Source organism: Mesorhizobium sp. ISC15 (assembly GCF_037162615.1).
Taxonomy (GTDB): Bacteria; Pseudomonadota; Alphaproteobacteria; order Rhizobiales; family Rhizobiaceae; genus Mesorhizobium; species Mesorhizobium mediterraneum.
In genome coordinates this window covers 1,057,469-1,079,644 of the sequence record NZ_JAVSPX010000001.1, presented here as the reverse complement: position 1 = coordinate 1,079,644, position 22,176 = coordinate 1,057,469, and the positions used below count along the sequence as shown (strand labels likewise).

Below are 22,176 nucleotides of genomic sequence, written 5' to 3'. Positions count from 1 at the left end.
GGTTCTGACTGGACCAGCGAGTTTGCTAAGGGCGGCCCAACGGCCGCCCTTTTCTTTTGTTCCGGCCTCTGCTGTGATAGCAGGCAGATGAACGATTTGCATAAATTATGAGCAGCATCACCATACGGGCCGCTACATCGGCGGACCTCGACAGGATCACCGACATCTATGCCGACGCGGTGACAAACGGCACGGCGAGCTACGAGCTGGAGCCGCCGAGCCGCGCCGAGATGGGCCAGCGATTCGACAGTTTGATAGCGGGCGGCTTTCCCTATCTGGTGGCGGAAAAAGACGGCATCGTGCTCGGCTGTGCCTATGCTGGCGCCTTCCGGCCACGCCCCGCGTATCGCTTTGTCGTCGAGGATTCCGTCTATGTCGCGCCCGAGGCCAAAGGCCAAGGCGTCGGGCTCAAGCTGATGCAAGGGCTGATCGAAGCCGCCGCGGCGGCGGGCTTCCGCCAGATCATCGCGGTGATCGGCGACGGTCGGCCGGACAGTGCCTCGGTGCGGCTGCATGAAAAGCTCGGCTTTCGCCATTCGGGCCGCCTCGAAGGCTCCGGCTATAAGCACGGACGCTGGCTGGACACGGTGTTCATGCAACTGCCGATCAATGACGGGGCTCTAATTCCGCCCGATATCAACTCGTTGCCGGAACAGAAATTCCGCAGCCAGAATAAGTAGTTAGGCCTCGACCAGCTTCAGCGTGCGGTCGAAGACACCAAGCACGCGGCCAAGTTCCTGGCCGCGCTTGAGGATGCGGCCGCCGGCGGCGATGACGGCGAATGCGCCTTGCCGGCGCGCCAGCTTCGGATCCTTGACGATCTGGAACAGCGGCACCTCGCTGGTGCGGCGGAACACGGAAAAGACGGCGCGATCGGTGAGATGGTCGATGGCGTAGTCGCGCCACTCATTGGCGGCGACCATGCGCCCGTAAAGCCTCAGGATCTGGTCCAGTTCGCGCCGGTCGAACCGCACCGGCTGGTCGAGGCGTTCGCGTCTTGCCTCATGCAGCGGGATCAGTATTGCGGATGCGTCCCCATCCTCCGTCCCACTGCCATGATCAGTCATGCCTCGATCCCTTCGAATGAATCTTATGCCAACCAAAGTTGGCGCTTTCGCCGTAGAATTGCAAGCCCGACCGAGCAAAGGCGGCGGCGCACCGTTTCCGCAGTGTCCAGTCACGTTTATAAAACGCCCGTTGGAATTGGTGATGCTTCGCCACAATTCTGCCTTCTTTTATCCGCGCTCATGCCCCAATGTCCGACGAATTTACGGGTGTTGCCTGAGACGGTTCGGTCCGGCACTGGCTCGTAAACCCCAAGCCCCCCGCCCACGGGTCTGCGTCGGATCGAACCAACCTCGGTTTTTCCTTGGAAAAATCGGGTGCGACGATCCCAAAACCTAAATGACCGGCGTCAGAAGCAAGCTGACGCCGGTTTTTTATTGGCTGGGCGGAGTGGCGGGTAGCGCGGCTCTCCTTCTCCCCTTGTGGGAGAAGGTGGCCTCGCGAAGCGAGGTCGGATGAGGGGTGTTGGAAGGATCGCTGCGCTGAAGACGTAAGCGTCTAAAATCATTTCATATTTTAACGCCTCATTTCTTCCAGCACCCCTCAACCGTCTCGGCGCTGCGCACCGATCCACCTTCTCCCACAAGGGGAGAAGGGCGCGCTGTGGTCAAGGCTTGTGGATTATGGCGGCGCCCAGAATGGGGCCCGGCAGGCCGTCCTTGCCCACCGATTGCAGCAGCACGGCGCAGCCGCCTTTCTTGGAAATCACGCTCATCGGCAATTCGTAGCGCTGCGCCTTGCCGTGCCACATGCCGGCGGTCTGGATACCGGAGACGGCGTTCCAGTAGGTCATGCTGCGGCCAGTGTTTTCGCCCTTGCCGATCTTGATCGTCTGCGGCGGGTCGAAATAGACGATGACGACATGGGCATCGCTGGGGCCGGTCCCGGCATCGCCGGCGTCGATGATGACGCGGTCGCTGGTCCGGCTGACCTTGATGCTGACCCGCATGCCGTCGCCTGATTTCTCCATGCGGGCGAGCGCCCCGTCGACCTCCCTGCGGCTGGCTCCGTTGACATGACTGCGGCCATTGATGACGGCCTGCGGCGTATAGACCGAGCGGTTGCCGAAGGCGCGCATATACTCATATTGCCGCTCCGTGTTCTCCTTGCGGCTCAGCGTGTCCTTCCAACCGAGATAATCCCAGTAGTCGACATGATAGGCGAGCGCGACGATGTTCTCCTTGGTGGCAAGATCGGCGAAGAATTCATCGGCAGGCAGGCAGGAATTGCAGCCCTGGCTGGTAAAGAGTTCGACCACGCCCAGCGGTTGGTCGGTCAAGGTTTTGTCAGCCTGGGGCTTGTCGGCCTCGCCGGCAAGCACATTGCCGGCAAGTCCAGCGCCGGCAAACACCGAGAGGGCCAGCGCAAGTGCCGCAAGCCGCAATGGTCTTCGAGATGTCATGGCCGTTTCGACTCCCGCCGGTGATGCCGGCCTTGTTCTGATTGCTGAAATATGTGGCAGAAGCGACAGTCAACGGGAAGTCACGTTGCGGTGAAATTTGCCATTGCAACCAACTGCAAGGCCGCAATAGGAAGGGTCACACTTCACGGTAGAAGCCGATTCGGGCAACAATCAGCATGTGGCAAACCCTCCTGACGCCGGTCGATCTCTACTGCGAGCGGACCGGGCCGGAGCTCTGGGCCGAACCGGCCAACGCACTCACCAATCTAGCTTTTCTTGCCGCCGGGCTGTGGGGTGTCCGGGAGGTGCGCCGGCGCGGCACAGGTATCTTCGCCGAAGCGCTGGCCTGGTGGGTGGTGGCGATCGGCATCGGCTCGGCGCTGTTCCATACCTTTGCCAACCACGGCACGGTCTGGGCTGACGTGCTGCCGATCGCCGGGTTCACGCTGGCCTACACGCTGTTCAACCTGCGCCGTTTCCTCGGCATGAGATGGGGCAAGGCGATCGCCATCTTCGTTGCCTTCTACGCCGTCACCGGGTTGTTGACCTGGGCCGTGCCGGACTGGCTACGCCAGGCGTCGAACGGCACGACCGGCTATCTGCCGCCTTTCCTGGCGCTAGCCTTCTTCGGCGCCTGGGTGGCGGCGAGCGGCAACCGCGCCGGCTGGTACAATCTGGCGGGATCGGCGATCTTCGTCGTGTCGGTCATCTGCCGGATGATCGATCCGCTGGTCTGCGGCAGCTTTCCGCTCGGCACGCATTTCCTGTGGCACATCCTCAACGGGCTGATGCTCGGCGTGCTGCTGGCGGCGACGGCGCGCTTCGGAGCGCCAAGGGCAGGGGAGTAGGGGAGTAGCGCAGTAGGGCAGTAGGGGAATAGGGGCTGTCTTCCCTACTCCCTTACTCCCTTACTCCCTTACTGCCCTACTAAGCTGCCAAATCGCGCAGCACATATTGCAGGATGCCGCCGTTCTTGAAGTAGTCGAGCTCGTCCAGCGTATCGATGCGGCAGATGATCGGAACGTCCTTCACCGTGCCGTCGCCATAGGTGATCTTCGCGATCATCTTCTGGCGCGGCTTGATGGCGCTCAGTCCGTCGATCTCGACCAGCTCGTCACCCCTAAGGTTGAGCGACGCCCATGAGGTACCCTCCACGAAGACGAAGGGAATGACGCCCATGCCGACCAGGTTCGAGCGGTGGATGCGCTCGAAGGACTGGGCGATGACGGCGCGGACGCCCAAGAGGTTGGTGCCCTTGGCCGCCCAGTCGCGCGACGAGCCATTGCCGTATTCGACACCGGCGAAGATGACCAGCGGCACGCCTTCCTTCTTGTACTCCATGGCGGCGTCGTAGATCGATGTCTCTTCCTTCGACGGATAGTGGATGGTGTAGCCGCCCTCGCGGCCGTTCTCGCCCAGCATATGGTTGCGGATGCGGATGTTGGCGAAGGTGCCGCGCATCATCACCTCATGATTGCCGCGCCGCGTGCCATACTGGTTGAAGTCGGCGACGCCGACCCCGTGGTCGGTGAGATATTTGCCGGCCGGAGAGGCCGCCTTGATCGAGCCGGCCGGGGAGATATGGTCGGTGGTGATCTTGTCGCCGAACAGGCCGAGCACGCGGGCGCCCTTGATGTCGCCGATTGTGCCGAAACCCGCGGTCATGCCGTCGAAATAGGGCGGGTTCTGCACATAGGTCGAATGGTCGTCCCAGGCGTAGGTCTGGCCTTCCGGCGCCTTGACGTTCTGCCAGTACTCGTCGCCCTTGAAGACGTCGGCATATTTGCGGGCGAACAGTTCGCGCGTCACGTTCTTTTCGATGAACTCCTGGATCTCGACCGAGCTCGGCCAGATATCCCTAAGGTAGACCGGGTTGCCGTCACGGTCCTCGCCGAGCGGCTCGGTGGTCAGGTCCTTGGTCACGGTCCCGGCCAGCGCGTGGGCGACGACCAGCGGCGGCGAAGCAAGGTAGTTTGCCTGCACGTCGGGCGAGACGCGGCCCTCGAAATTGCGATTGCCGGACAAGACCGCGGCGGCGATCAAGCCCTTATCGTTGATGGTCTTGGAGATCGGCGTCGGCAGCGGGCCGGAATTGCCGATGCAGGTGGTGCAGCCGAAGCCGACCAGATTGAAGCCGATCTGGTCGAGTTCCTTTTGCAGGCCGGATTTCTCCAGATATTCGGCGACGACCTGGCTGCCCGGCGCCAGCGATGTCTTGACCCACGGCTTCTGCTTGAGCCCGAGCCGGTTGGCGTTGCGCGCCAGCAGCCCGGCGCCGATCAGCACGCTCGGGTTCGAGGTGTTGGTGCAGGAGGTGATGGCGGCGATGACGACATCGCCATGGCCGAGATCATAGTTGGTGCCTTCGACGGCATAGCGCTTGTCGATTTCGGCGGCCTTCCGGTATTCGGTCTCCATCGCCTTGGCAAAGCCGTCCGGAATGCCTTCAAGCGCCACGCGGCCTTCCGGACGCTTGGGGCCGGCCATCGACGGCACCACATCGCCGAGATCGAGCTCGAGCAGGTCGGTGAAGACCGGGTCGGCCGAGCCGGTATCGCGCCACATGCCTTGCGCCTTCGCGTACGCCTCGACCAGCGCGATACGGTTTTCCTCGCGGCCGGACATGGTGAGGTAGCGGATGGTTTCGCCATCGACCGGGAAGAAGCCGCAGGTGGCGCCATATTCGGGCGCCATGTTGCCGATGGTAGCGCGGTCGGCCAGCGTCATGTTGGACAGACCCGGACCGAAGAATTCGACGAATTTGCCGACGACGCCCTTCTTGCGCAGCATCTGGGTGACGGTGAGCACGAGGTCGGTGGCGGTGACGCCTTCCCTGAGCCTGCCGGTGAGGCGGAAGCCGATGACTTCGGGCAACAGCATGGAGACGGGCTGGCCGAGCATGGCGGCCTCGGCCTCGATGCCGCCGACGCCCCAGCCGAGCACGCCAAGACCGTTGATCATGGTGGTGTGGGAATCGGTGCCGACGCAGGTATCGGGGTAGGCGGTGGTTTCGCCATCTTCAGTGTTGGTCCACACGACCTGGCCAAGATATTCGAGATTGACCTGGTGGCAGATGCCGGTGCCGGGCGGCACGACGCGGAAATTGCGGAAGGCCTGCTGGCCCCATTTCAGGAATTTGTAGCGCTCTTCGTTGCGCTCGTACTCAAGCTCGACATTGCGGGCGAAAGCCAGCGGCGTGCCGAATTCATCGACGATGACCGAGTGGTCGATGACCAGATCGACCGGCACCAGCGGATTGATCTTTTGCGGGTCGCCGCCAAGCGAGGCCATGGCGTCGCGCATCGCAGCCAGGTCGACAACGGCCGGAACGCCGGTGAAATCCTGCATCAGCACGCGAGCCGGGCGATAGGCAATCTCGACGCCGGCGGTGCCCCGGTCGGTCAGCCAGCCGGCGACCGCCTGGATGCTCTCCTTGGTGACGGAACGGCCGTCCTCGTTGCGCAGCAGGTTCTCCAGCAGCACCTTCATCGAATAGGGCAACTGGGCAATGCCGGTGAGGCCGTTCTTCTCGGCCTCGATGAGGTTGTAATAGACATATTCGGCGCCACCAGCAGTCAGCGTGCGGCGGCAATTGAAACTATCGAGGGATTTTGACACGTGCGGTCCGTCCTTGTCTGTTCAGCCTGAAAGGGAACGGACGCCGATGGCATGCAATCACGCGCAAAGGTGCGGGTACGGCCATTTCCGCTGTCCGTTCCCAGCCAACCCGAGCCGTTCAAGGCGGCGCGTGCGCTGGTTCGGCGCTAATTCTGTTCCCGTGCCGACCGCTGGCACGGATGACCCGCATATAGAGAATTTCCTGGAATAGTTCTAGACACGGAATCGCCATTTTTGTTGCGGCGCACCGAAGCCGCGCTAGGACTTCCGGCGAAGGGGAACGAATGCGGCTGATCGCCGAAAATCTGGGCGGCGAACGCGGCGGTGAGGCGGTCTTTTCCGGCATCAACTTTGCCCTTGAGAAAGGCCAGGCGCTTATCGTCACCGGGCCGAACGGCGCGGGGAAATCGACGCTGCTCAGGGTCGTCGCCGGGCTGCTTCCGGTGGCGGCCGGTCGTGTGCATATCGAAGGCGGCGGCGAGGATTTTCCGTCGGTTGCCTCGGCCTGCCACTATCTCGGCCACCAGAACGCGATGAAGACGGCGTTGACCGTGACGGAAAATCTGCGCTTCTGGCGCGATTTTTCGGGCGCGGATTTCTTGCGTGCCGAAGAGGCGCTGGAAACGGTCGGACTTGGTGATATCGGCCATCTGCCGTTCGGCTATCTCTCGACTGGGCAGAGGCGGCGCGCGGCGATCGCAAAACTGCTGGTCAGCCGGCGGCCACTGTGGCTGCTCGACGAGCCGACGGCAGGATTGGACAAGGCATCGGAAGAGCGATTCGCCGTGCTGATGCGGAAGCATCTGGAAGGCGGAGGGATCGTTGTGGCGGCCACGCATCTGCCGCTGGGAATTGAGGGAGCGAAGGAGTTGAGGATGGGGGAGGCCGTTTGATGTCGGAGCTCCACGGCGCCCCCCTCTGTCCTGCCGGACATCTCCCCCACTTGGGGGGAGATCGGCGGCTTCGGCGTCGCCGCCCAATTTGCAATGTTGAAAATTGGCGAAAGCGGAGCCGACAGCCAATCTCCCCCCAAGTGGGGGAGGTGTCCGGCAGGACAGAGGGGGGCGTGAAGGAACTCCGGCCTTTGCCTGGCCATTACGAATACATCGGGGCTGCATCGTAATGTGGTCCCTCTTCCTTCGCGACATCCGCCTCAGTATCCGCGCCGGGGGCGGGGCGCTGACCGGCGTGATCTTCTTTCTCGCGGTGATCGCCACGATCCCCTTCGGCGTCGGACCGGACCTCAATCTGCTCGCCCGCATCGGCCCGGCAATCCTGTGGATCGGCGCCTTGCTCGCTTGCCTGCTCGGTCTCGACCGATTGTTCCAGGCCGACCGGGAAGACGGCTCGCTCGATCTTCTGGTGCTCGGCGACGACCGGCACGTGCTGGCGCTGACCGTGCTGACGAAATGCCTGGCGCATTGGGCGGGAAGCGTGCTGCCGCTGGTCATCGCGGCACCTTTGCTCGGCCTGTTCATGAATATGGAGCCGGTAGGCATCGGCGCCACGGCGCTGACCCTTTTGGTCGGCACGCCGGCGATCACCTTCATCGGCGCTGCCGGCGCGGCGGTGGCGGTGGCGCTGCCCCGCGGCGGGCTGCTGATCTCGGTGCTGGTGCTGCCGCTAACCATTCCCGTGCTGATCTTTGGCGTCTCGGCAAGCTATGGCGCGGTGGCGGACCCCGATCCGTTCCTGCAGCCTTTCCTCATTCTCGCCGCGCTGACCTTGTTTCTTGCCGTGCTGGGGCCGGTTGCCGCGGCGCTGGCGCTGCGTCATGGGGCGGACTAAATTAGACGGCCGCCTGACCTCAAGGGCTGCGGCGCTGCTGTCGATTGCGAAGCCGATAGCGCAAGGTTAAGGAAAGACATGTTCGAACGAAGCGAAATGGTCCGGCGGAAAGGCTTTGCGCCAGCGGAGCGAACCATATGAGCGCGCATGCGCTCTATGTGACCGCCGCCTATGCCATCACGGCCGTGGTTCTGGCCGGGCTGGTCGGCTGGATCCTTCTCGACCAACGGGCACGCAAGCGGGATCTCGCCGAGCTGGAAGCGTCCGGCGTGCGGCGGCGCTCCGACAAGGCGGGGAAATCATGAGCATGGAGGCCAAAACACCGGCGCGCGGGCGGCGCCTGATCGTGCTTTTGCCGCTGCTGATTTTCCTCGGGTTGGCGGGACTGTTCCTGACGCAGCTGCTGTCCGGTCGCGACACCTCGGAGGTGCCATCGGCGCTGATCGGCCTGCCGGCGCCGCAGACCAATCTGCCGGCGCTGGAGGGCATGAATTTGCCGGGGCTCGATTCCAAGCAGTTCGCCGGCAAGGTCACGCTGGTCAACGTCTTCGCGTCCTGGTGCGGGCCATGCCGCGACGAACATCCGGTGCTGCTGGCGCTGTCGCAGGACAAGCGCTTCGTCATCGCCGCGCTCAACTACAAGGACCAGCCGGAAAACGCCCGCCGGTTCCTCGGCGATCTCGGCAACCCGTTCCAGGCGATCGGCGTCGACGCGGCGGGGCGCGCGGCGATCGACTGGGGCGTCTACGGCGTGCCGGAAACCTTCGTCATCGGCAAGGACGGCAAGATCGCCTACAAGCATGTCGGCCCGCTGACGCCGGGCTCGGCGCAGACGCTGCTTTTGCCGGAGATCGAAAAGGCGCTGGCCGCGCCGGGCTGACACGCCGAAACGCGATGAACGAACGAGACATGCGCGATCATTTTCTGGCCCAGGCGAAAGCCTGCGACAGGCTTGGCTCGCCGTTCACCGCGAATTTATGCCGTGCGCTGGCCGAAGTTCTCGACGCAAACACTAGGACCGGGCAGGCGGTACTCGGCTGGCCGGGCGACGCGCGCGCCGACGCCCTCTCATTGCGGCTCTGCGGCGCGCTGCATGCGTTGGTCCTGACGGGTGCCGATGAGCGACTGGCACTGATCTACCCGCCCAACCAGAAAAGCGAATCCGAGATCGCCGCGGTGCTGCCGGAGGCAATTGCGCGATCCGACGAGCGGATCGTCGCTGGCCTCGCCGGCGCGCCGCAGACCAATGAAGTCGCCCGGTCGGCGATGCTGCTGCCTGGATTCCTGACGATCGCGCGGGAAACCGGCCTGCCGCTGGACCTGTGCGAGATCGGCGCCAGCGCCGGGCTCAATCTCCTGTTCGACAGCTTTCACTACAGCTACCGCGATGCCGAGTGGGGCGACCCGGCCTCCCCCGCCCGGTTGGCGCCGGAGGCGCGCGGCCGCGCTGTTCCGCTTGGTGGGGCGATCGACGTCCGCTACCGCGCTGGCTGCGACGTCGCGCCGGTGGACGTCGCCGACGCAGCGGCGCGGTTACGGCTTCGGTCTTTTGTCTGGGCCGATCAGGCAGCGCGGCTGGCCCGGCTCGACGCCGCGCTGTCACTTGCCGAAAAATTTCCACCGCTGCTTGTCAAAGCGGACGCGGCGGATTTTGTCGAGAAGGCACTGGCCGCACGGCAGCGGGGCGGCGCCTTCGTGCTCTACCATTCGATCATGTGGCAGTACCTGCCGCGGGCGACCAAGGATGCCATCACCGCTGCGCTGGAGCAGGCGGGCAGACAGGCCACGGCCGCTGCGCCTATCGCAAGGCTGAGGATGGAGCCGCGCGATCCCACAAACAATTGGGCGGTACTCAGCCTCACTCTATGGCCCGGCGGCGAGACACGCCGCTTGGCCCATTGCGATTATCACGGCCGCTGGATCGAATGGATCGGCTAAGCCCGATCAAACAGTTCTGGTTGCGCATGATCTCGTCCGAAAAGTCTGCAACTTTTTGCTGCGCTGACCTTCGGTTCGGGATCATGCGTTCGCCTCAGCCGTAGATCTGCTTGTGGACCTGATAGAGCATTTCGCTGCGGTCGGCGCGCATGTCGGCCAGATCGCGGCTGGAAAAGGAGTCGATTTCGGCGACGAGGCGGTTGTATTGCCGGCGCTTGGCGATGGTGGCGCGAGCGCGGCTCATGAGGCTGTCGAGAATCATAGCGAGGTTCCTTTTGCGCCGCATTGTTGCGGCAGGTTGTTCCTCCCTTGATCTGTATGGAGCATGACATAGTTATGGTGCGTTGCAAAAAGAAGATGTTGCAATGCACCATTGCGCCGGACGCATAGCCGGTTAACGGCGCATGAACCCCGTCATTTGGGCAGGCGGCACTGCCGCAGCTTGCCTCGATGCCTCAAGATGCGGTGAGACTGATATCAGCGATCTTGCCATATTGATCGCCGGCTGGCTTGATCGCGCCGGCATCACCGATTTGCATGACTGGGAGGAAAATCATGGCCGCCGAAGACTACGAGATTCTCGATCCACGTTTTGCGCGGCTGTTCAACAGCAATGCGCAGGTGGAAAAGCTGTTCACCGGATGCCGTTGGGCGGAAGGGCCGGCCTGGTTCGCGGCCGGCCGTTATGTGGTGTGGTCCGACATCCCCAACAACCGCATGCTGCGTTACGACGAGACCGACGGCAGCGTCAGCGTGTTCCGGCAGCCGTCGGGTAATTCCAATGGCAACACCGTTGACCGGCAGGGTCGGCTGGTCACTTGCGAGCATTCGGGCCGGCGGGTCAGCCGCACCGAGCATGACGGCTCAATCACCACCATCGCCGACAAATGGCGCGGCAAGCGGCTGAACTCGCCCAACGATGCAGTGGTCAAGTCCGACGGGTCGATCTGGTTCACCGACCCAACCTACGGCATCGACACGGACTATGAGGGCGACAAGGCCGAGAGCGAGATCGGCGCCTGCCATGTCTACCGGGCCGATCCCGGCACCGGTGAGATCGACGCTGTCATCACCGATATGGTCAGGCCCAACGGGCTTGCCTTCTCGCTCGACGAAAGCAAGCTCTATGTCGTCGATACCGGCCGCACGCACGGCGCGCAGAATCCGGCGCATATGCGGGTGTTCAATGTCGACAAGGGTGGCAAGAAGGTGTCCGGCGAAAAAGTCTTCGCCGACTGCGCGGCCGGCCTGTTCGATGGCTTCAGGCTCGACGATCAAGATAGGATCTGGACCAGTGCCGCCGACGGCATCCATTGCTACGATCCGGACGGGACGCTGATCGGCAGGATCAAGGTGCCGGAAGTCGTCGCCAATTGCGTGTTCGGCGGCAACAAGCTGAACTGCCTCTACATCGCCGGCACGACCTCACTCTACATGGTCCGGCTGATGGTCAACGGCGCAAAGACATTTTGAGCGGCCGCCAAGCAATATCCCAGGGGAGGGCGCCATGCCATTCGTGAACATCCGCCTGGTCAAGGAGGTGATTGCCGATGACCCGGCCGGCAAGAAGGCCGCGATCGCCGCCCAGGTGACCGCGGCCATCACCGGCGCCACCGGCCTGACCAGCAACGACGTCTGGGTGGTTTTCGAGGAGGTCGCTGCGCGGGACTGGTTCGTTGGCGAGACCGATGTCGAGACGATGCGCAGCAAACGCTGAAGGAATTTCGCCGCGACCTTTGATGGTTGCAGCGCGGCCGGTCAGCAGGCGTCGAGGGCCGAGAGGTGTTTCGGACGGATCATGTCCGAAACAGTCTACCACATGGTGTGTTTGTATTCGTCATCCAGCCAGCGGTCGGTCGCCTCGGCCGAATCGGCGAGCGCCAACTGGTCGCGCAGGATCTGGCCGAGCGTCGGCAGCGTCGCGCGGTCGTACCAGCTTTCGGGCTTCCACAAATCGGAGCGCATGAAAGCCTTGGCGCAGTGCATGTAGGCGGCCTTGACCGTCACCAGGACGACGCTTTGCGGTTCCTTGCCGTCGACCGCGAGCCGCTCGCGCAAGCCCGCATCGACGGTGATGCGAGCATCGCCGTTGACGCGCAGCGTCTCGTTCATGCCTGGAATGAGAAAGAGCAGCCCGACCGAGGGGTTGATAAGAATGTTCTCAAGCGTGTCGAGCCGGTTGTTGCCGGGCCGGTCGGGGATGGCGATGGTCCTCTCGTCGAGCACGACGGCAAAGCCGGGCTTGTCGCCCTTCGGCGTCACATCGGCATTGCCGGCGCCGTCGGAGGAGCCGATCAGCACGAAGGGGCTTTTGCCGATGAAAGAACGGCTGTGACCATCCAGCGCCTTCAATTCCTTGCGGATAGAGCCGTCGGTCGGCCGAGGCGTCTTGTAGATCGTTCTCAGCTCTTCGCGCGTGGTGACGAATTCCATGCCCTCTCCCCAACTGTTACTTGCCGGCCTTCTCTTCTTTTCCGGGCTTGCCTTCAAGCGAATGGCGCATGATCAGCGGCATCTGGCTGAAGGTGAAAAGAAGCGTGATCGGCATGATTCCCCAAACCTTGAAGGTAACCCATGCGTCGGTGGAAAAATTCCGCCAGACCACTTCGTTGACAAGGGCCAGGAACAGGAAAAACAGGCCCCAGCGGAAGGTGAGTTTCTTCCAGCCTTCGGCATCGAGGCTGAAGGCCGAATCGAAGACGTAGCCGAGCAGCGATTTGCCGAAGAACAGGCCGCCGAGCAGGACGCCGCCGAACAGCATGTTGACGATGGTCGGCTTCATCTTGATGAAGATGTCGTCCTGCAGATAGAGCGTCAGCGCGCCGAAGACGAACACCACGACGCCCGACACCATCGGCATGATCGGCAAGGTGCGGGTGAGCAGCCAGGAGGCGATCAGCGCGATCGCGGTGGCCGCCATGAACAGGCCGGTGGCGACGAAGATCGGCCCGCCGAATTCGGCCAGCGCCGGAAATTTCTGCGTCAGCCACGCGCCACGCGCGTTGGCAAAGAAGAACACCATCAGCGGGCCGAGCTCCAGCACCAGCTTGAGCAGCGGATTGACGCCTTCCTTCTTCTGTTTCTGTGGGTCGGACGGGTCGCGTTCGAGGATGGGCGGGTTCATAGGCTTCCTTCTTACGCACGATCCTGTCCAAAAAGTCTGCAACTTTTTGGGATCATGCTTGTTAGGCCACTCCAGCGATCGCCCTGGCGAACTCGCTTGCGGAGAAAGGTTCGAGGTCGTCGACTTGTTCGCCGACGCCGATGAAATAAACCGGCAATTTGTGCTTTGCCGCGATCGCCACCAGAATACCGCCGCGTGCCGTGCCGTCCAGCTTGGTCATCACCAGGCCATTGACGCCGGCGACATTGCGGAAGATCTCGACCTGGTTGAGCGCGTTCTGGCCGGTGGTGGCGTCGACCGTCTGCAGCACGGTGTGCGGCGCCTCCGGATCGAGCTTGCCCAGCACCCGAACTATCTTTTCCAGTTCCGCCATCAGCTCGGTCTTGTTCTGCAACCGCCCGGCGGTGTCGATGATCAGCACGTCGGAGCCGGCTTGCTTGGCCTGTTCGAAGGCGTCGTAAGCGAGGCCGGCGGCGTCGGCGCCAAGCTTCGAGGCGATGACCGGCGATTTGGTGCGCTCGCCCCAGATCTTCAACTGCTCAATCGCGGCGGCGCGGAACGTGTCGCCGGCTGCGAGCATCACCGACAGGCCGCCATCGGTCAGCTTTGCCGCCAGCTTGCCGATGGTTGTGGTCTTGCCGGTGCCGTTGACGCCGACGACAAGGATGACATGCGGCTTGTGACTGAGATCAAGCTCCAGCGGCATGGCGACGTGGGTCAGCACCTTCTCCACCTCCGTCGCCATGATGGCGCGGACTTCCGTCTCGGAGACGTCCTTGCCGTAGCGGCTGGCGGCCAGCGAATCGGTGATGCGCAATGCCGTCTCCATGCCGAGATCGGCGCGGATCAGCACGTCCTCGAGATCCTGCAGCGTGTCCTCGTCCAGCTTGCGCTTGGTGAAGACGCCGGCGATGTTGCCGGACAGTTCCCGGGAAGAGCGGGCAAGCCCCTCCTTCATACGCTGGAACCACGAGCGTTTCGGTGCCGGTTCCGGCGCCTTCTGTGGCTGGGCTTTCTGCTCGACCTTCTTGGTTACGGTCACCTTGCCGGGGGCTGGCTTTGGCTCCGGCGGTGGTTGCGGAACGGCCTCCGGCTCCGGTGCGATCTCAGCAAGGATTGGCTTTGCCTCGACCGGCGCCGGCTGGCGAATGGGGGGCGGGATTTCGGCCGGCGGCGCCTCAGGCTTGGGCGCCGTTGAGGGGATCTCGGCGGGCGGCGCCGGCATGTCGACGGGCGCCGGCTCAGGCCGTTTTTCCGGCTGGGATGGGGCGACTTCTGGTGGCTGAGGCTCTGGTGCAGGAGCCGGCTCAGGGATGACGGGAACGGCCGGGATTTCCTCGGGCGCTGCCTGTTCAGCAGGCGCTTCCGGCTCCGGTTCCAGCTCCTCGACCGGAACCGGCTGGATTTCAGGCTCTGGCGCCGGCTCCTCGGCAGGCGCCTCCGGCTCCTCGATCGGAGCGGGTTCCGGCTGGATGTCTGGCCCGGGCGGAATGGTTGGTGCAGGAGCGGGCGCGGCCTCTTCAACAGGCGCCGGCTGCGGCGCGAGCGGTGCTTCCGCCTCGACTGGCGGCGGAGGCGCAGCTTCTGTTTCGGGCTGACGCTCTTCCCGTTTCAAAAATTCCGGAACGGCCTGCTCAGAAGCCGGTTTCAGCGCCTCCAGCGCATCCCATTTGATCGGCGGCAGAGGTGCCGACTCGTCGATCCGCTCCTCGACCACTTCCTTCTTGCCGAACGAAAATATCTTCTTGAAAAAACCAGCCATGTCTTTGCGTCTCAGGCGACGCTGGCGGCAAGCGGCGCCGCAATCAGTCTGATACCATCATGGCCGGCGATATCAGCCTCAACGATTTCGCCCGGCGCGCCGGCGGAGACCGCGGCGAGCGTAAACCCTTCGGTGCGGCCGAGCCCGTCGCGCTCGACCAGGATCGACTGGCGCGTTCCGGCGAGTGCGGCGAGGTGACTGACATAGGCGGCGCCACCGGCGGCGCGCAGCCGTGCAGCACGCTGCTTGACCACCTCGCGGCGAAGCTGCGGCATGCGCGCCGCGGGGGTGCCTTCGCGCGGTGAAAATGGAAAAACGTGGAGATGCGTCAGCCCGCATTCCTCGACGATCTCCAGCGATTTTTCGAACATGGCGTCCGTCTCGGTCGGGAAGCCGGCGATGATGTCGGCGCCGAAGACGATGCCGGGGCGCAATTTGCGCAAATCCTCGCAAAAACGGATCGACTGATCCCGGTTGTGTCGGCGCTTCATCCGTTTCAGGATCATGTCGTCGCCCGCCTGCAGCGACAGATGCAGATGTGGCATCAGTCGGGGCTCGGTGGCGATCGCGTCGAGCAGATCGTCGTCGGCCTCGATCGAATCGATCGAGGAGAGGCGCAGGCGTTTCACGTCAGGCACCTGCTTGAGGATTGTCTTGACCAATTTGCCGAGTTTCGGGCTGCCCGGCAGGTCGGCGCCGAAGCTGGTCATGTCGACGCCGGTCAGCACGATCTCGGCATAGCCATTGCCGCTCAGCCGCTTGACCTGCTCGACTACGGCGCCCATCGGCACCGAGCGCGAATTGCCGCGGCCATAGGGGATGATGCAGAAGGTGCAGCGGTGGTCGCAGCCGTTCTGCACCTGGACGAAGGCTCGCGCCCGGCCTTCGATGGCGTCGACCATGTGGGCGGCCGTCTCGCGTACCGAAAAGATATCGTTGACGCGAGCCTTCTCGGTATCGTTGACGCCGAAATCCGGCAGCGCGCGATAGGAATTCGCCTTCAGCTTCTCCTCATTGCCGAGGACGAGATCGACCTCGTCCATGGCGACGAAATTCTGCGGCTCGGTCTGCGCGGCGCAGCCGGTGACGATGATGCGGGCGGCCGGGTTCTCGCGGCGGGCCTTGCGGATCGACTGCTTTGCCTGGCGCACCGCCTCGCCGGTGACGGCGCAGGTGTTGAAGATGATGGCGCCGCCTGCCAGCGCGCCAAGGCCGGCGCTTTCCGCCTCGCGCCGCATCACCTCGGATTCGTAGGTGTTCAGCCGGCAGCCGAAGGTAACGACGTCAATGCCCTTCTTGGGAAGAGCGGGCATCAGGCGGCGCTTTCGGTGTCGCGGGCCCACACGCCGGTCGACGGGTCGAAGCTGCCGGAAAATTCCCATTCGGCGGCACCGGTGAGGACGACGTGGTCGTCGCCGCGCCATTCGACATGCAAGGAGCCGCCGCCGGGCGTCACCAAGGAGACGCTGCGTCCGGTCCGCTTGGTGCGGGCGGCAGCGACGACGGCGGCACAAGCCGCCGTGCCGCAGGCCTTGGTCAGGCCGGCGCCGCGCTCCCAGGTGCGGATGACCATCGTCTCGGGCGAGGTCACCTGCGCGATTGTGATGTTGGCGCGTTCGGGGAAGATCGGGTGGTTTTCGAGCAGCGGACCGAAGCGGTCGAGCTCGTAGGACCAGACGTCGCGGTCGACCCAGAAAATGGCGTGCGGATTGCCCATCGACACGACCGAGGGCGAGTGCAGCACAGGCGCGTCGATCGGGCCGATCTGCAGCTCGATCATGCGGGTGTCGCGGAATTCCTCGGCCAGCGGAATATCCTGCCAGCCGAAACGCGGTCTGCCCATGTCGACCGAGATCAGCCCGTCGGCATGTTCCTCGGCGTTGAGGATGCCGGCGACCGTCTCGAAGGCGAATGTCTTCTGGCCGGTCTCGGCAGCAAGCGCTTGCACCACACAGCGCATGCCGTTGCCGCAGGCCTGCGCGCCGGTTCCGTCGGAATTCAATATGTCGATGAAAAAGGCGGTGCCCGGCGTCCTGGCATCGTGGATCGCCATGATCTGATCGAATTTCGTCGCGGCATCGGCGTTGAGCGCAAGGGCGGCAGCCGGCGTCACCCGATCGGCGCGACCGTGCATGTCGGCAACGATGATCTCGTTGCCGATGCCGTTCATCTTGGCGAAGGGGACAGTGCTTGCCATGGATCGAAAGGTCTCATGCCGGTTTGGCGCCTATATGGCGGATACCGGCCGAAATTACCAGTGCGCGGACATTTTGAATCCGCGCATCGTGCTTTCCAAAAATCGATTTTCGGGCCGATGCGCTACGTCACCGCGAAGACGCCGAGCATGACCAGCAGGAAGATGATCAGCACGATGCCGATGAGGATACGGGCACCGGTGGCGGCAGCTCCGGCCAAGGCCGGCATGCCGAGCAGGCTTGCCGCGGCCGCGATGATCAGAAGAATGATGATCCATTTGATCATGAGAAAAAACCTCGCGGCCGACGGTTGTGGAAACTACCTACAAACGCGTCTGCGATGGCTTGGGTTCCGATTCCTTGGATTTGCCTGGAAATTCCCTGCGCCGCGAAGCCGGTCGCCTGCCTAGGCCGTCGGCACGTCCCAGACCTCGCCGGGACGCAAGGCGCGAAAGCGTTCGCGCGGGACGCTCTGGTCATCCAGGGCCTCACCAAGCTTTCTTGCCGGCTCGTCGATCGGCTCGTTGGTGAGCCGGAACGTGCCCCAATGGCAGCCGGCAGCATAGGCGGCGTTGCACAAAAGCATGCCTTGCACCGCCTCCTCAGGGTTCTGGTGGTGTGGCGCCATGAACCAGCGCGGCTCGTAAGCGCCGATCGGCAGGATGGCGAGGCGGAAGCCGCCGTGCCTTTCGGCCATCAGCCGATAGTTGATGCCATCGTGGAAACCGGTGTCGCCGGCGAAATAGATCTTTCCGCCCGGCGTCTTGACCACAAAACCCGCCCACAGCGCCATGCGCCGGTCGCGGGTGCCACGCGCCGACCAGTGGTGCACCGGCTCGACATGGACGGCCACGTCCTTGCCGATGTCGACCCGCTCGCCCCAGTCATGCACGGAGAGCCGCATGCCGGGAACGCCATCTTCGATAATGACGTCGTTGCCGAGTGGCGTCAGCACCAGCGGGTCATGCTTTGTCTTCAGCCGCTTCAGCGTGGCGAGGTCGAGATGGTCGTAGTGATTGTGGCTGACCAATACGAGGTCGATCGGCGGCAGGCTGGAAAACGCGATGCCCGGCAGGTTGACCCGTTTCGGCCCGGCAAAGGAGAGCGGCGAGACGCGCCGCGACCAGACCGGGTCGGTGAGGATATTCAGGCCGGCTGTCTGGATAAGCAGCGTGGAATGGCCGACCATGGTCAGCCTCAGCCCGGGGCCTTCGATCCGCTCGGCCGGCGTGGCCTGATGAAACGGGCTCGGATTCGCCGCTGGCCATTTCGAGCGCTCGCCGCCCAGCTGCCACTTCAAAAGATCGGAAAAACGCGCAGGCAGCTTGCCGTTGGGATTGAAGAACAAGGTGCCGTCGAAATGATCGCTGGGCGGGCCGCTGTAGTAGCGATTGGCGGCTCTTTTTCTTGCAGCCAAGGTTTCGCCTCCGGCAGAGTTCCGTTTCACCAGAGATAGGACCGAAGCCGGCTAGCGCAAGCATCTGGGGCCGAATGCCAAGGGCACGCCTCTCCAGGCAAAACCGCTGTGCACGGTCGGGTCAGACCCACAGGGCAGGCTTTTAGGCGGCACGTATTTTGTGGTAAAGTTGCAACAGATGCTGCCGCAAATGGTATTTTAACCATATCGGGTTGAAATTCTGCCACCTTCTCCATCTTGGTGGGGGAAGACATTGTGCGGACGGCAGCCCCAGCCGGATCGACGGAGGTTTGAAATGGATTTTTCGAAAACCGGTCTGCTGGCCGTATCGCTTGCCGCGCTCGTTGCGAGCGGCTGTTCAACGTCACGGTTCTCATCGATGGACCAGGAGCAGCCAGCGCCGCTGCAAGCCGCGCCCTCCGGCAAGGTAACCGGAAATCAGCTGCCGCCGCCGGCGTCGCCCGGCACGGCCGACCCGTCGAAATTTCCGACGGCGCCGCAAGGCACGCTAAACCCCCAGGTCGCCTCGTTGCCGCCGGACGGAACGGCACCGGCCGGAGCCCCGGATCTTACCGCAGGCAGCGTCGCCGGCGTGTGGAAGGCCAGCGTGTCCGGCCAGAGCTGCCAGGTGGCAACGCCGCAGACGAAATTCGGCGCCGGCTATCGGGCCGGACCGCTGCATTGCCCGGCGCCGATCGACGGCATCAAATCATGGAACGTCGCCGGCAAGCAGCTGACGCTGTATGATGAGAATGGCGGCACGCTGGCACGGCTCTATTCCTCGGGCGGAGAGAAATTCGACGGCCAGACTTCCAACGGCCTGCCGATTTCGCTTACAAGAGGCTGACCCGCCTCCTATTTGTTTTTACGCAATTCCTAGGGAAAACCGCTACACACTTTTCCTGGGATTGCTCTAGAGCAGGATGAATTCAAATTGAGTCGGTCATCCTGCTCTAAGTCTTTTTTTGCGTATGATCTTGTCCGAAAAGTCTGCAACTTTTCGGGATCATACTTCAGAACGACGTGACCGATGCATCTGCGTGACGGCCTTCAGACCCATGCGACCGTCCGGCAGCGCTACGACCATTTGGTCGATACGGGCCTGATCGACCGCGATCCGGCACAGGAGCGGATTGTCGCGGCACTCGACCGGCTGATCGATGAGATTTCGGCAAAGCGGCTGGCGCACAAATCGAGCGCGCTGGGCTGGCTGTTCGCCCGCAAGCGCGAGACGCGCGAGGCCGTCAAGGGCCTCTACATCCATGGCGGCGTCGGCCGCGGCAAGACCATGCTGATGGACATGTTCTTCGAGCTGGTGCCGGTCAGGCGCAAGCGCCGTGTGCACTTCAACGACTTCATGGCCGATGTGCAGGACCGCATCCAGAAGCATCGGCTGGAGCGCAAGAATGGCACCGTCAGGGAAGACGACCCGATCGCGCCGGTGGCCCGCTCGCTGGCCGAGGAAGCCTGGGTGCTGTGCTTCGACGAGTTTTCCGTCACCGACATCGCCGATGCGATGATCCTGTCCCGACTGTTCTCGGCGCTGTTTGCCAACGGCGTCGTGCTGGTCGCCACGTCCAATGTCGCGCCGGAGGATCTCTACCGCGACGGTTTGAACCGCAAGCTTTTCCTACCCTTCATCGGCACCCTGGAGCGGAATGCGCAGGTGCTGGCGCTAGACGCCGACAAGGATTATCGGCTGGACAAGCTCAGCCGCCTGCCGGTCTATGTCACCCCCGCCGATGCCGCCGCCGATGCTGTCCTCGACGAGGCCTGGGAGGTGATGACGCATGGCAGGCCGACGGAGGCGGCGGCGCTGACGGTAAAGGGCAGGCAGATCGTGGTGCCGCGTGCTGCCGGCGATGCGGCGCGGTTTTCTTTTGCCGATCTCTGCGAGAAACCGCACGGCGCCCGCGATTTCCTGGCGATTACCAGCCGCTTCTCGACCATCTTCATCGATCATGTGCCGGTGCTCGGCGAAGGCAGCCGCAACGAGGCCAAGCGCTTCATTCTGCTGATCGACACGCTCTACGATCATCATGTGCGGCTGGTGGTGAGCGCCGCTGCACCGCCACCGCAGCTTTACACGGCCAAGCGCGGCACCGAGGTCTTCGAGTTCGAGCGCACGGCGTCACGGCTGATCGAGATGCAGAGCCACGAATGGCTGGAGGACTGGGCGAAACGGCAGAGTGCGCCGCCGCCGTCGCCGGAAGCGCAACAGGCTCAGGCCTAGAGTCGATAAACATACATGACAAAGCCTTCCGCCTCGCCATGCGGCTCCCTTCGCGCCTCATACAGTGCGCGAGCGGCAACATTGTCCGGCTCGGTGCCGACCCAGGCCTCCTCGCAGCCATGCTCGCGGCCGAGCGCAAACATGGCGTCGAGCATTCTTGTCGCTGTGCCCTGGCGCTGGAAGGCCGGCGCCACGCCGACTTCGTCGATGTAGAGTTCGCTCACCTTGTCCGGATGGCGGTGGATGACGGCAGCGCACTGGCCGACGACCACGCCGTCGGCGAGCGCCACAATCATGAAATGTCCTGGTGAGGCGAGGTAGGCGGCAAGGCGATCAGGCCTCACCGGCTCGTCGAACACGTCTTCGGCGACCCGCATCACAAGGGCGTCATCGCCGGGAAGCAGCCTTCTTATTTCCATCTTCATTGTGTAAATATCCCAAAGTCGGCTTAATTCTTTTGACGCTTACGTAATTCCCGTTGTTTCTAACCGATTGAAATTATTCACTCCGAAATAATCGTTTGAATTTTTTTTGCACCGGGGCTATTGGGTGCGGCGAAATCCCGCGGCTTCCCCGCAGCATTCCGGCCTCCTTCCTCGACGTCGTCATCCCAAGTCGTTAAAGATTGGGGCGCCGTCACAGTCTAAAGGGAAAACATCCTGACATGGCACGCAACAAGATAGCGCTCATCGGCTCGGGCATGATCGGCGGCACGCTCGCCCATATGATCGGCCTCAAGGATCTCGGCGACGTTGTGCTGTTTGATATCGCCGAGGGCATCCCGCAAGGCAAGGGGCTGGATATCGCGCAGTCATCGCCGGTCGATGGGTTCGACTCCAGGCTGACCGGCGTCAACGATTATGCCGGCATCGAGGGCGCCGACGTCTGCATCGTCACCGCCGGCGTGCCGCGCAAGCCGGGCATGAGCCGCGACGACCTTCTCGGCATCAACCTGAAGGTCATGGAGCAGGTTGGCGCGGGTCTCAAGAAATACGCGCCGAAAGCCTTCGTCATCTGCATCACCAACCCGCTCGACGCCATGGTCTGGGCGTTGCAGAAGTTCTCAGGATTGCCGAAGAGCCATGTCGTCGGCATGGCTGGCGTGCTGGACAGCTCGCGCTTCCGCTATTTCCTGGCCGAGGAATTCAAGGTGTCGGTCGAGGATGTCACCGCCTTCGTGCTCGGCGGCCATGGCGATTCCATGGTGCCGATGATCCGCTATTCGACGGTCGCCGGCATCCCGCTGCCCGACCTCATCAAGATGGGCTGGACCTCGAAGGAAAAGCTCGACCAGATCGTGCAGCGCACCCGCGACGGCGGCGCCGAGATCGTCGGCCTGCTCAAGACCGGCTCGGCCTTCTACGCACCGGCCGCCTCGGCGATCGCCATGGCCGAAGCCTATCTCAAGGACAAGAAGCGCGTGCTGCCGTGTGCTGCGCATCTCTCCGGCCAGTATGGTGTCAAGAACACCTATGTCGGCGTGCCGGTGGTGATCGGCGCCGGCGGCGTCGAGCGCATCATCGAGATCGAGCTCAGCAAGCCCGAGCAGAAGATGTTCGACAGTTCGGTGGCGGCGGTGCAGGGCCTGTGCGAGGCCTGCGTCAAGATCGCTCCGCATCTCGCAGCCAAGTGAC

At 63.3% G+C, this 22,176-nt stretch carries 24 protein-coding genes; 12 read left to right on the top strand and 12 right to left on the bottom strand.

The window, feature by feature from the left end; all coding sequences use genetic code 11:
* Nucleotides 1-107: 107 nt before the first annotated feature.
* A complete protein-coding gene (locus RPG13_RS05400) occupies nt 108-680 on the top strand; it encodes a GNAT family N-acetyltransferase (RefSeq protein ID WP_337124538.1) in 573 nt (190 codons plus the stop codon).
* On the opposite strand, the gene RPG13_RS05395 is transcribed toward RPG13_RS05400, so the two are convergent.
* Together RPG13_RS05395 and RPG13_RS05390 are read right to left on the bottom strand one after the other, a co-directional pair.
* Nucleotides 681-1,067, bottom strand: a complete 387-nt coding sequence (locus RPG13_RS05395) for a DUF2794 domain-containing protein (protein WP_095484870.1) — start codon at nt 1,065-1,067, stop codon at nt 681-683.
* Nucleotides 1,068-1,672: 605 nt separating this feature from the next.
* Complete coding sequence (locus RPG13_RS05390) at nt 1,673-2,467, bottom strand: DUF1223 domain-containing protein (RefSeq protein ID WP_095484871.1); 795 nt, start codon at nt 2,465-2,467, stop codon at nt 1,673-1,675.
* Between the two features lie 176 nt (nt 2,468-2,643).
* Here RPG13_RS05390 and RPG13_RS05385 point away from each other — a divergent pair, with 176 nt between their 5' ends.
* Nucleotides 2,644-3,315 (top strand): ceramidase domain-containing protein, encoded by a 672-nt coding sequence (locus RPG13_RS05385; RefSeq protein WP_337124537.1) that lies wholly within the window; start codon nt 2,644-2,646, stop codon nt 3,313-3,315.
* A 79-nt stretch (nt 3,316-3,394) separates the two neighbouring features.
* Here the strand turns inward: RPG13_RS05385 and acnA are convergent, their stop codons facing one another.
* On the bottom strand, nt 3,395-6,085 hold the full coding sequence (gene acnA / locus RPG13_RS05380) for an aconitate hydratase AcnA (RefSeq protein WP_337124536.1): 2,691 nt from the start codon (nt 6,083-6,085) through the stop codon (nt 3,395-3,397).
* A 284-nt stretch (nt 6,086-6,369) separates the two neighbouring features.
* Between acnA and ccmA the strand changes: the two genes are divergently transcribed.
* The 5 genes from ccmA (at nt 6,370) to RPG13_RS05355 (ending at nt 9,811) form a co-directional block, all read left to right on the top strand.
* Complete coding sequence (ccmA, locus tag RPG13_RS05375; RefSeq protein WP_095484874.1) at nt 6,370-6,978, top strand: heme ABC exporter ATP-binding protein CcmA; 609 nt, start codon at nt 6,370-6,372, stop codon at nt 6,976-6,978.
* 229 nt (nt 6,979-7,207) lie between these two features.
* The gene (gene ccmB / locus RPG13_RS05370; protein ID WP_337124535.1) at nt 7,208-7,873 is read left to right on the top strand and encodes a heme exporter protein CcmB; all 666 of its coding nucleotides are present in this window, start codon (nt 7,208-7,210) and stop codon (nt 7,871-7,873) included.
* Nucleotides 7,874-8,010: 137 nt separating this feature from the next.
* Nucleotides 8,011-8,178: a heme exporter protein CcmD gene (gene ccmD, locus RPG13_RS05365; RefSeq protein WP_127295086.1), complete on the top strand. Its 168-nt coding sequence runs from the start codon at nt 8,011-8,013 to the stop codon at nt 8,176-8,178.
* Nucleotides 8,175-8,753, top strand: a complete 579-nt coding sequence (locus RPG13_RS05360; RefSeq protein ID WP_292501652.1) for a DsbE family thiol:disulfide interchange protein — start codon at nt 8,175-8,177, stop codon at nt 8,751-8,753. The genes ccmD and RPG13_RS05360 overlap by 4 nt, the downstream gene beginning before the upstream one ends.
* Before the next feature lie 14 nt (nt 8,754-8,767).
* Entirely contained in the window at nt 8,768-9,811 is a 1,044-nt protein-coding gene (locus tag RPG13_RS05355; RefSeq protein WP_337124534.1) for a DUF2332 domain-containing protein, read from the top strand.
* A gap of 94 nt (nt 9,812-9,905) precedes the next feature.
* Here the strand turns inward: RPG13_RS05355 and RPG13_RS05350 are convergent, their stop codons facing one another.
* On the bottom strand, nt 9,906-10,073 hold the full coding sequence (locus tag RPG13_RS05350) for a hypothetical protein (RefSeq protein WP_095485113.1): 168 nt from the start codon (nt 10,071-10,073) through the stop codon (nt 9,906-9,908).
* 290 nt (nt 10,074-10,363) lie between these two features.
* Here RPG13_RS05350 and RPG13_RS05345 point away from each other — a divergent pair, with 290 nt between their 5' ends.
* Nucleotides 10,364-11,284, top strand: coding sequence for an SMP-30/gluconolactonase/LRE family protein (locus RPG13_RS05345; RefSeq protein WP_126107303.1), 921 nt, complete (start codon nt 10,364-10,366; stop codon nt 11,282-11,284).
* A gap of 34 nt (nt 11,285-11,318) precedes the next feature.
* A complete protein-coding gene (locus tag RPG13_RS05340) occupies nt 11,319-11,528 on the top strand; it encodes a tautomerase family protein (RefSeq protein ID WP_128244159.1) in 210 nt (69 codons plus the stop codon).
* Nucleotides 11,529-11,623: 95 nt separating this feature from the next.
* Here RPG13_RS05340 and RPG13_RS05335 read toward each other — a convergent pair whose 3' ends face one another.
* The 7 genes from RPG13_RS05335 to RPG13_RS05305 all read right to left on the bottom strand — a co-directional run bounded on the left by RPG13_RS05335 (nt 11,624) and on the right by RPG13_RS05305 (nt 18,309).
* Nucleotides 11,624-12,244: a pyridoxamine 5'-phosphate oxidase family protein gene (locus tag RPG13_RS05335; protein WP_095484880.1), complete on the bottom strand. Its 621-nt coding sequence runs from the start codon at nt 12,242-12,244 to the stop codon at nt 11,624-11,626.
* A gap of 16 nt (nt 12,245-12,260) precedes the next feature.
* Nucleotides 12,261-12,935: a septation protein A gene (locus RPG13_RS05330; RefSeq protein WP_095484881.1), complete on the bottom strand. Its 675-nt coding sequence runs from the start codon at nt 12,933-12,935 to the stop codon at nt 12,261-12,263.
* Between the two features lie 61 nt (nt 12,936-12,996).
* On the bottom strand, nt 12,997-14,697 hold the full coding sequence (gene ftsY / locus RPG13_RS05325) for a signal recognition particle-docking protein FtsY (protein ID WP_126104337.1): 1,701 nt from the start codon (nt 14,695-14,697) through the stop codon (nt 12,997-12,999).
* A gap of 11 nt (nt 14,698-14,708) precedes the next feature.
* Complete coding sequence (gene mtaB / locus RPG13_RS05320; protein WP_126104338.1) at nt 14,709-16,010, bottom strand: tRNA (N(6)-L-threonylcarbamoyladenosine(37)-C(2))-methylthiotransferase MtaB; 1,302 nt, start codon at nt 16,008-16,010, stop codon at nt 14,709-14,711.
* Nucleotides 16,010-16,894 carry a diaminopimelate epimerase gene (gene dapF / locus RPG13_RS05315; RefSeq protein ID WP_095484883.1) on the bottom strand — a complete coding sequence of 295 codons (885 nt, stop codon included), beginning with the start codon at nt 16,892-16,894 and terminating at the stop codon, nt 16,010-16,012. The genes mtaB and dapF overlap by 1 nt, the downstream gene beginning before the upstream one ends.
* Before the next feature lie 122 nt (nt 16,895-17,016).
* Nucleotides 17,017-17,178, bottom strand: coding sequence for a DUF1328 family protein (locus RPG13_RS05310; protein WP_095484884.1), 162 nt, complete (start codon nt 17,176-17,178; stop codon nt 17,017-17,019).
* A 120-nt stretch (nt 17,179-17,298) separates the two neighbouring features.
* Nucleotides 17,299-18,309: an MBL fold metallo-hydrolase gene (locus RPG13_RS05305; protein WP_095484885.1), complete on the bottom strand. Its 1,011-nt coding sequence runs from the start codon at nt 18,307-18,309 to the stop codon at nt 17,299-17,301.
* Nucleotides 18,310-18,604: 295 nt separating this feature from the next.
* Here RPG13_RS05305 and RPG13_RS05300 point away from each other — a divergent pair, with 295 nt between their 5' ends.
* Both RPG13_RS05300 and zapE read left to right on the top strand, forming a co-directional pair.
* Nucleotides 18,605-19,156: an AprI/Inh family metalloprotease inhibitor gene (locus RPG13_RS05300; protein WP_095484886.1), complete on the top strand. Its 552-nt coding sequence runs from the start codon at nt 18,605-18,607 to the stop codon at nt 19,154-19,156.
* Nucleotides 19,157-19,339: 183 nt separating this feature from the next.
* Complete coding sequence (zapE, locus tag RPG13_RS05295) at nt 19,340-20,542, top strand: cell division protein ZapE (RefSeq protein WP_126104339.1); 1,203 nt, start codon at nt 19,340-19,342, stop codon at nt 20,540-20,542.
* On the opposite strand, the gene RPG13_RS05290 is transcribed toward zapE, so the two are convergent.
* Nucleotides 20,539-20,967 (bottom strand): GNAT family N-acetyltransferase, encoded by a 429-nt coding sequence (locus RPG13_RS05290; protein WP_095484888.1) that lies wholly within the window; start codon nt 20,965-20,967, stop codon nt 20,539-20,541. The genes zapE and RPG13_RS05290 overlap by 4 nt on opposite strands.
* A 239-nt stretch (nt 20,968-21,206) precedes the next feature.
* Between RPG13_RS05290 and mdh the strand changes: the two genes are divergently transcribed.
* On the top strand, nt 21,207-22,175 hold the full coding sequence (gene mdh / locus RPG13_RS05285; protein ID WP_095484889.1) for a malate dehydrogenase: 969 nt from the start codon (nt 21,207-21,209) through the stop codon (nt 22,173-22,175).
* Nucleotide 22,176 lies beyond the last annotated feature (1 nt).

What these genes read in the sequence shown, in the direction of transcription:
- dapF (WP_095484883.1), bottom strand. Translation starts at nt 16,894, where the DNA reads ATGGCAAGCACTGTCCCCTTCGCCAAGATGAACGGCATCGGCAACGAG.
- RPG13_RS05395 (WP_095484870.1), bottom strand. Translation starts at nt 1,067, where the DNA reads ATGACTGATCATGGCAGTGGGACGGAGGATGGGGACGCATCCGCAATA.
- RPG13_RS05400 (WP_337124538.1), top strand. Translation starts at nt 108, where the DNA reads ATGAGCAGCATCACCATACGGGCCGCTACATCGGCGGACCTCGACAGG.
- RPG13_RS05340 (WP_128244159.1), top strand. Translation starts at nt 11,319, where the DNA reads ATGCCATTCGTGAACATCCGCCTGGTCAAGGAGGTGATTGCCGATGAC.
- RPG13_RS05310 (WP_095484884.1), bottom strand. Translation starts at nt 17,178, where the DNA reads ATGATCAAATGGATCATCATTCTTCTGATCATCGCGGCCGCGGCAAGC.
- zapE (WP_126104339.1), top strand. Translation starts at nt 19,340, where the DNA reads ATGCATCTGCGTGACGGCCTTCAGACCCATGCGACCGTCCGGCAGCGC.
- ccmA (WP_095484874.1), top strand. Translation starts at nt 6,370, where the DNA reads ATGCGGCTGATCGCCGAAAATCTGGGCGGCGAACGCGGCGGTGAGGCG.
- ccmD (WP_127295086.1), top strand. Translation starts at nt 8,011, where the DNA reads ATGAGCGCGCATGCGCTCTATGTGACCGCCGCCTATGCCATCACGGCC.
- RPG13_RS05290 (WP_095484888.1), bottom strand. Translation starts at nt 20,967, where the DNA reads ATGAAGATGGAAATAAGAAGGCTGCTTCCCGGCGATGACGCCCTTGTG.
- RPG13_RS05330 (WP_095484881.1), bottom strand. Translation starts at nt 12,935, where the DNA reads ATGAACCCGCCCATCCTCGAACGCGACCCGTCCGACCCACAGAAACAG.
- mtaB (WP_126104338.1), bottom strand. Translation starts at nt 16,010, where the DNA reads ATGCCCGCTCTTCCCAAGAAGGGCATTGACGTCGTTACCTTCGGCTGC.
- RPG13_RS05360 (WP_292501652.1), top strand. Translation starts at nt 8,175, where the DNA reads ATGAGCATGGAGGCCAAAACACCGGCGCGCGGGCGGCGCCTGATCGTG.
- RPG13_RS05335 (WP_095484880.1), bottom strand. Translation starts at nt 12,244, where the DNA reads ATGGAATTCGTCACCACGCGCGAAGAGCTGAGAACGATCTACAAGACG.
- mdh (WP_095484889.1), top strand. Translation starts at nt 21,207, where the DNA reads ATGGCACGCAACAAGATAGCGCTCATCGGCTCGGGCATGATCGGCGGC.
- RPG13_RS05390 (WP_095484871.1), bottom strand. Translation starts at nt 2,467, where the DNA reads ATGACATCTCGAAGACCATTGCGGCTTGCGGCACTTGCGCTGGCCCTC.
- ftsY (WP_126104337.1), bottom strand. Translation starts at nt 14,697, where the DNA reads ATGGCTGGTTTTTTCAAGAAGATATTTTCGTTCGGCAAGAAGGAAGTG.
- RPG13_RS05350 (WP_095485113.1), bottom strand. Translation starts at nt 10,073, where the DNA reads ATGATTCTCGACAGCCTCATGAGCCGCGCTCGCGCCACCATCGCCAAG.
- RPG13_RS05355 (WP_337124534.1), top strand. Translation starts at nt 8,768, where the DNA reads ATGAACGAACGAGACATGCGCGATCATTTTCTGGCCCAGGCGAAAGCC.
- RPG13_RS05300 (WP_095484886.1), top strand. Translation starts at nt 18,605, where the DNA reads ATGGATTTTTCGAAAACCGGTCTGCTGGCCGTATCGCTTGCCGCGCTC.
- RPG13_RS05385 (WP_337124537.1), top strand. Translation starts at nt 2,644, where the DNA reads ATGTGGCAAACCCTCCTGACGCCGGTCGATCTCTACTGCGAGCGGACC.
- ccmB (WP_337124535.1), top strand. Translation starts at nt 7,208, where the DNA reads ATGTGGTCCCTCTTCCTTCGCGACATCCGCCTCAGTATCCGCGCCGGG.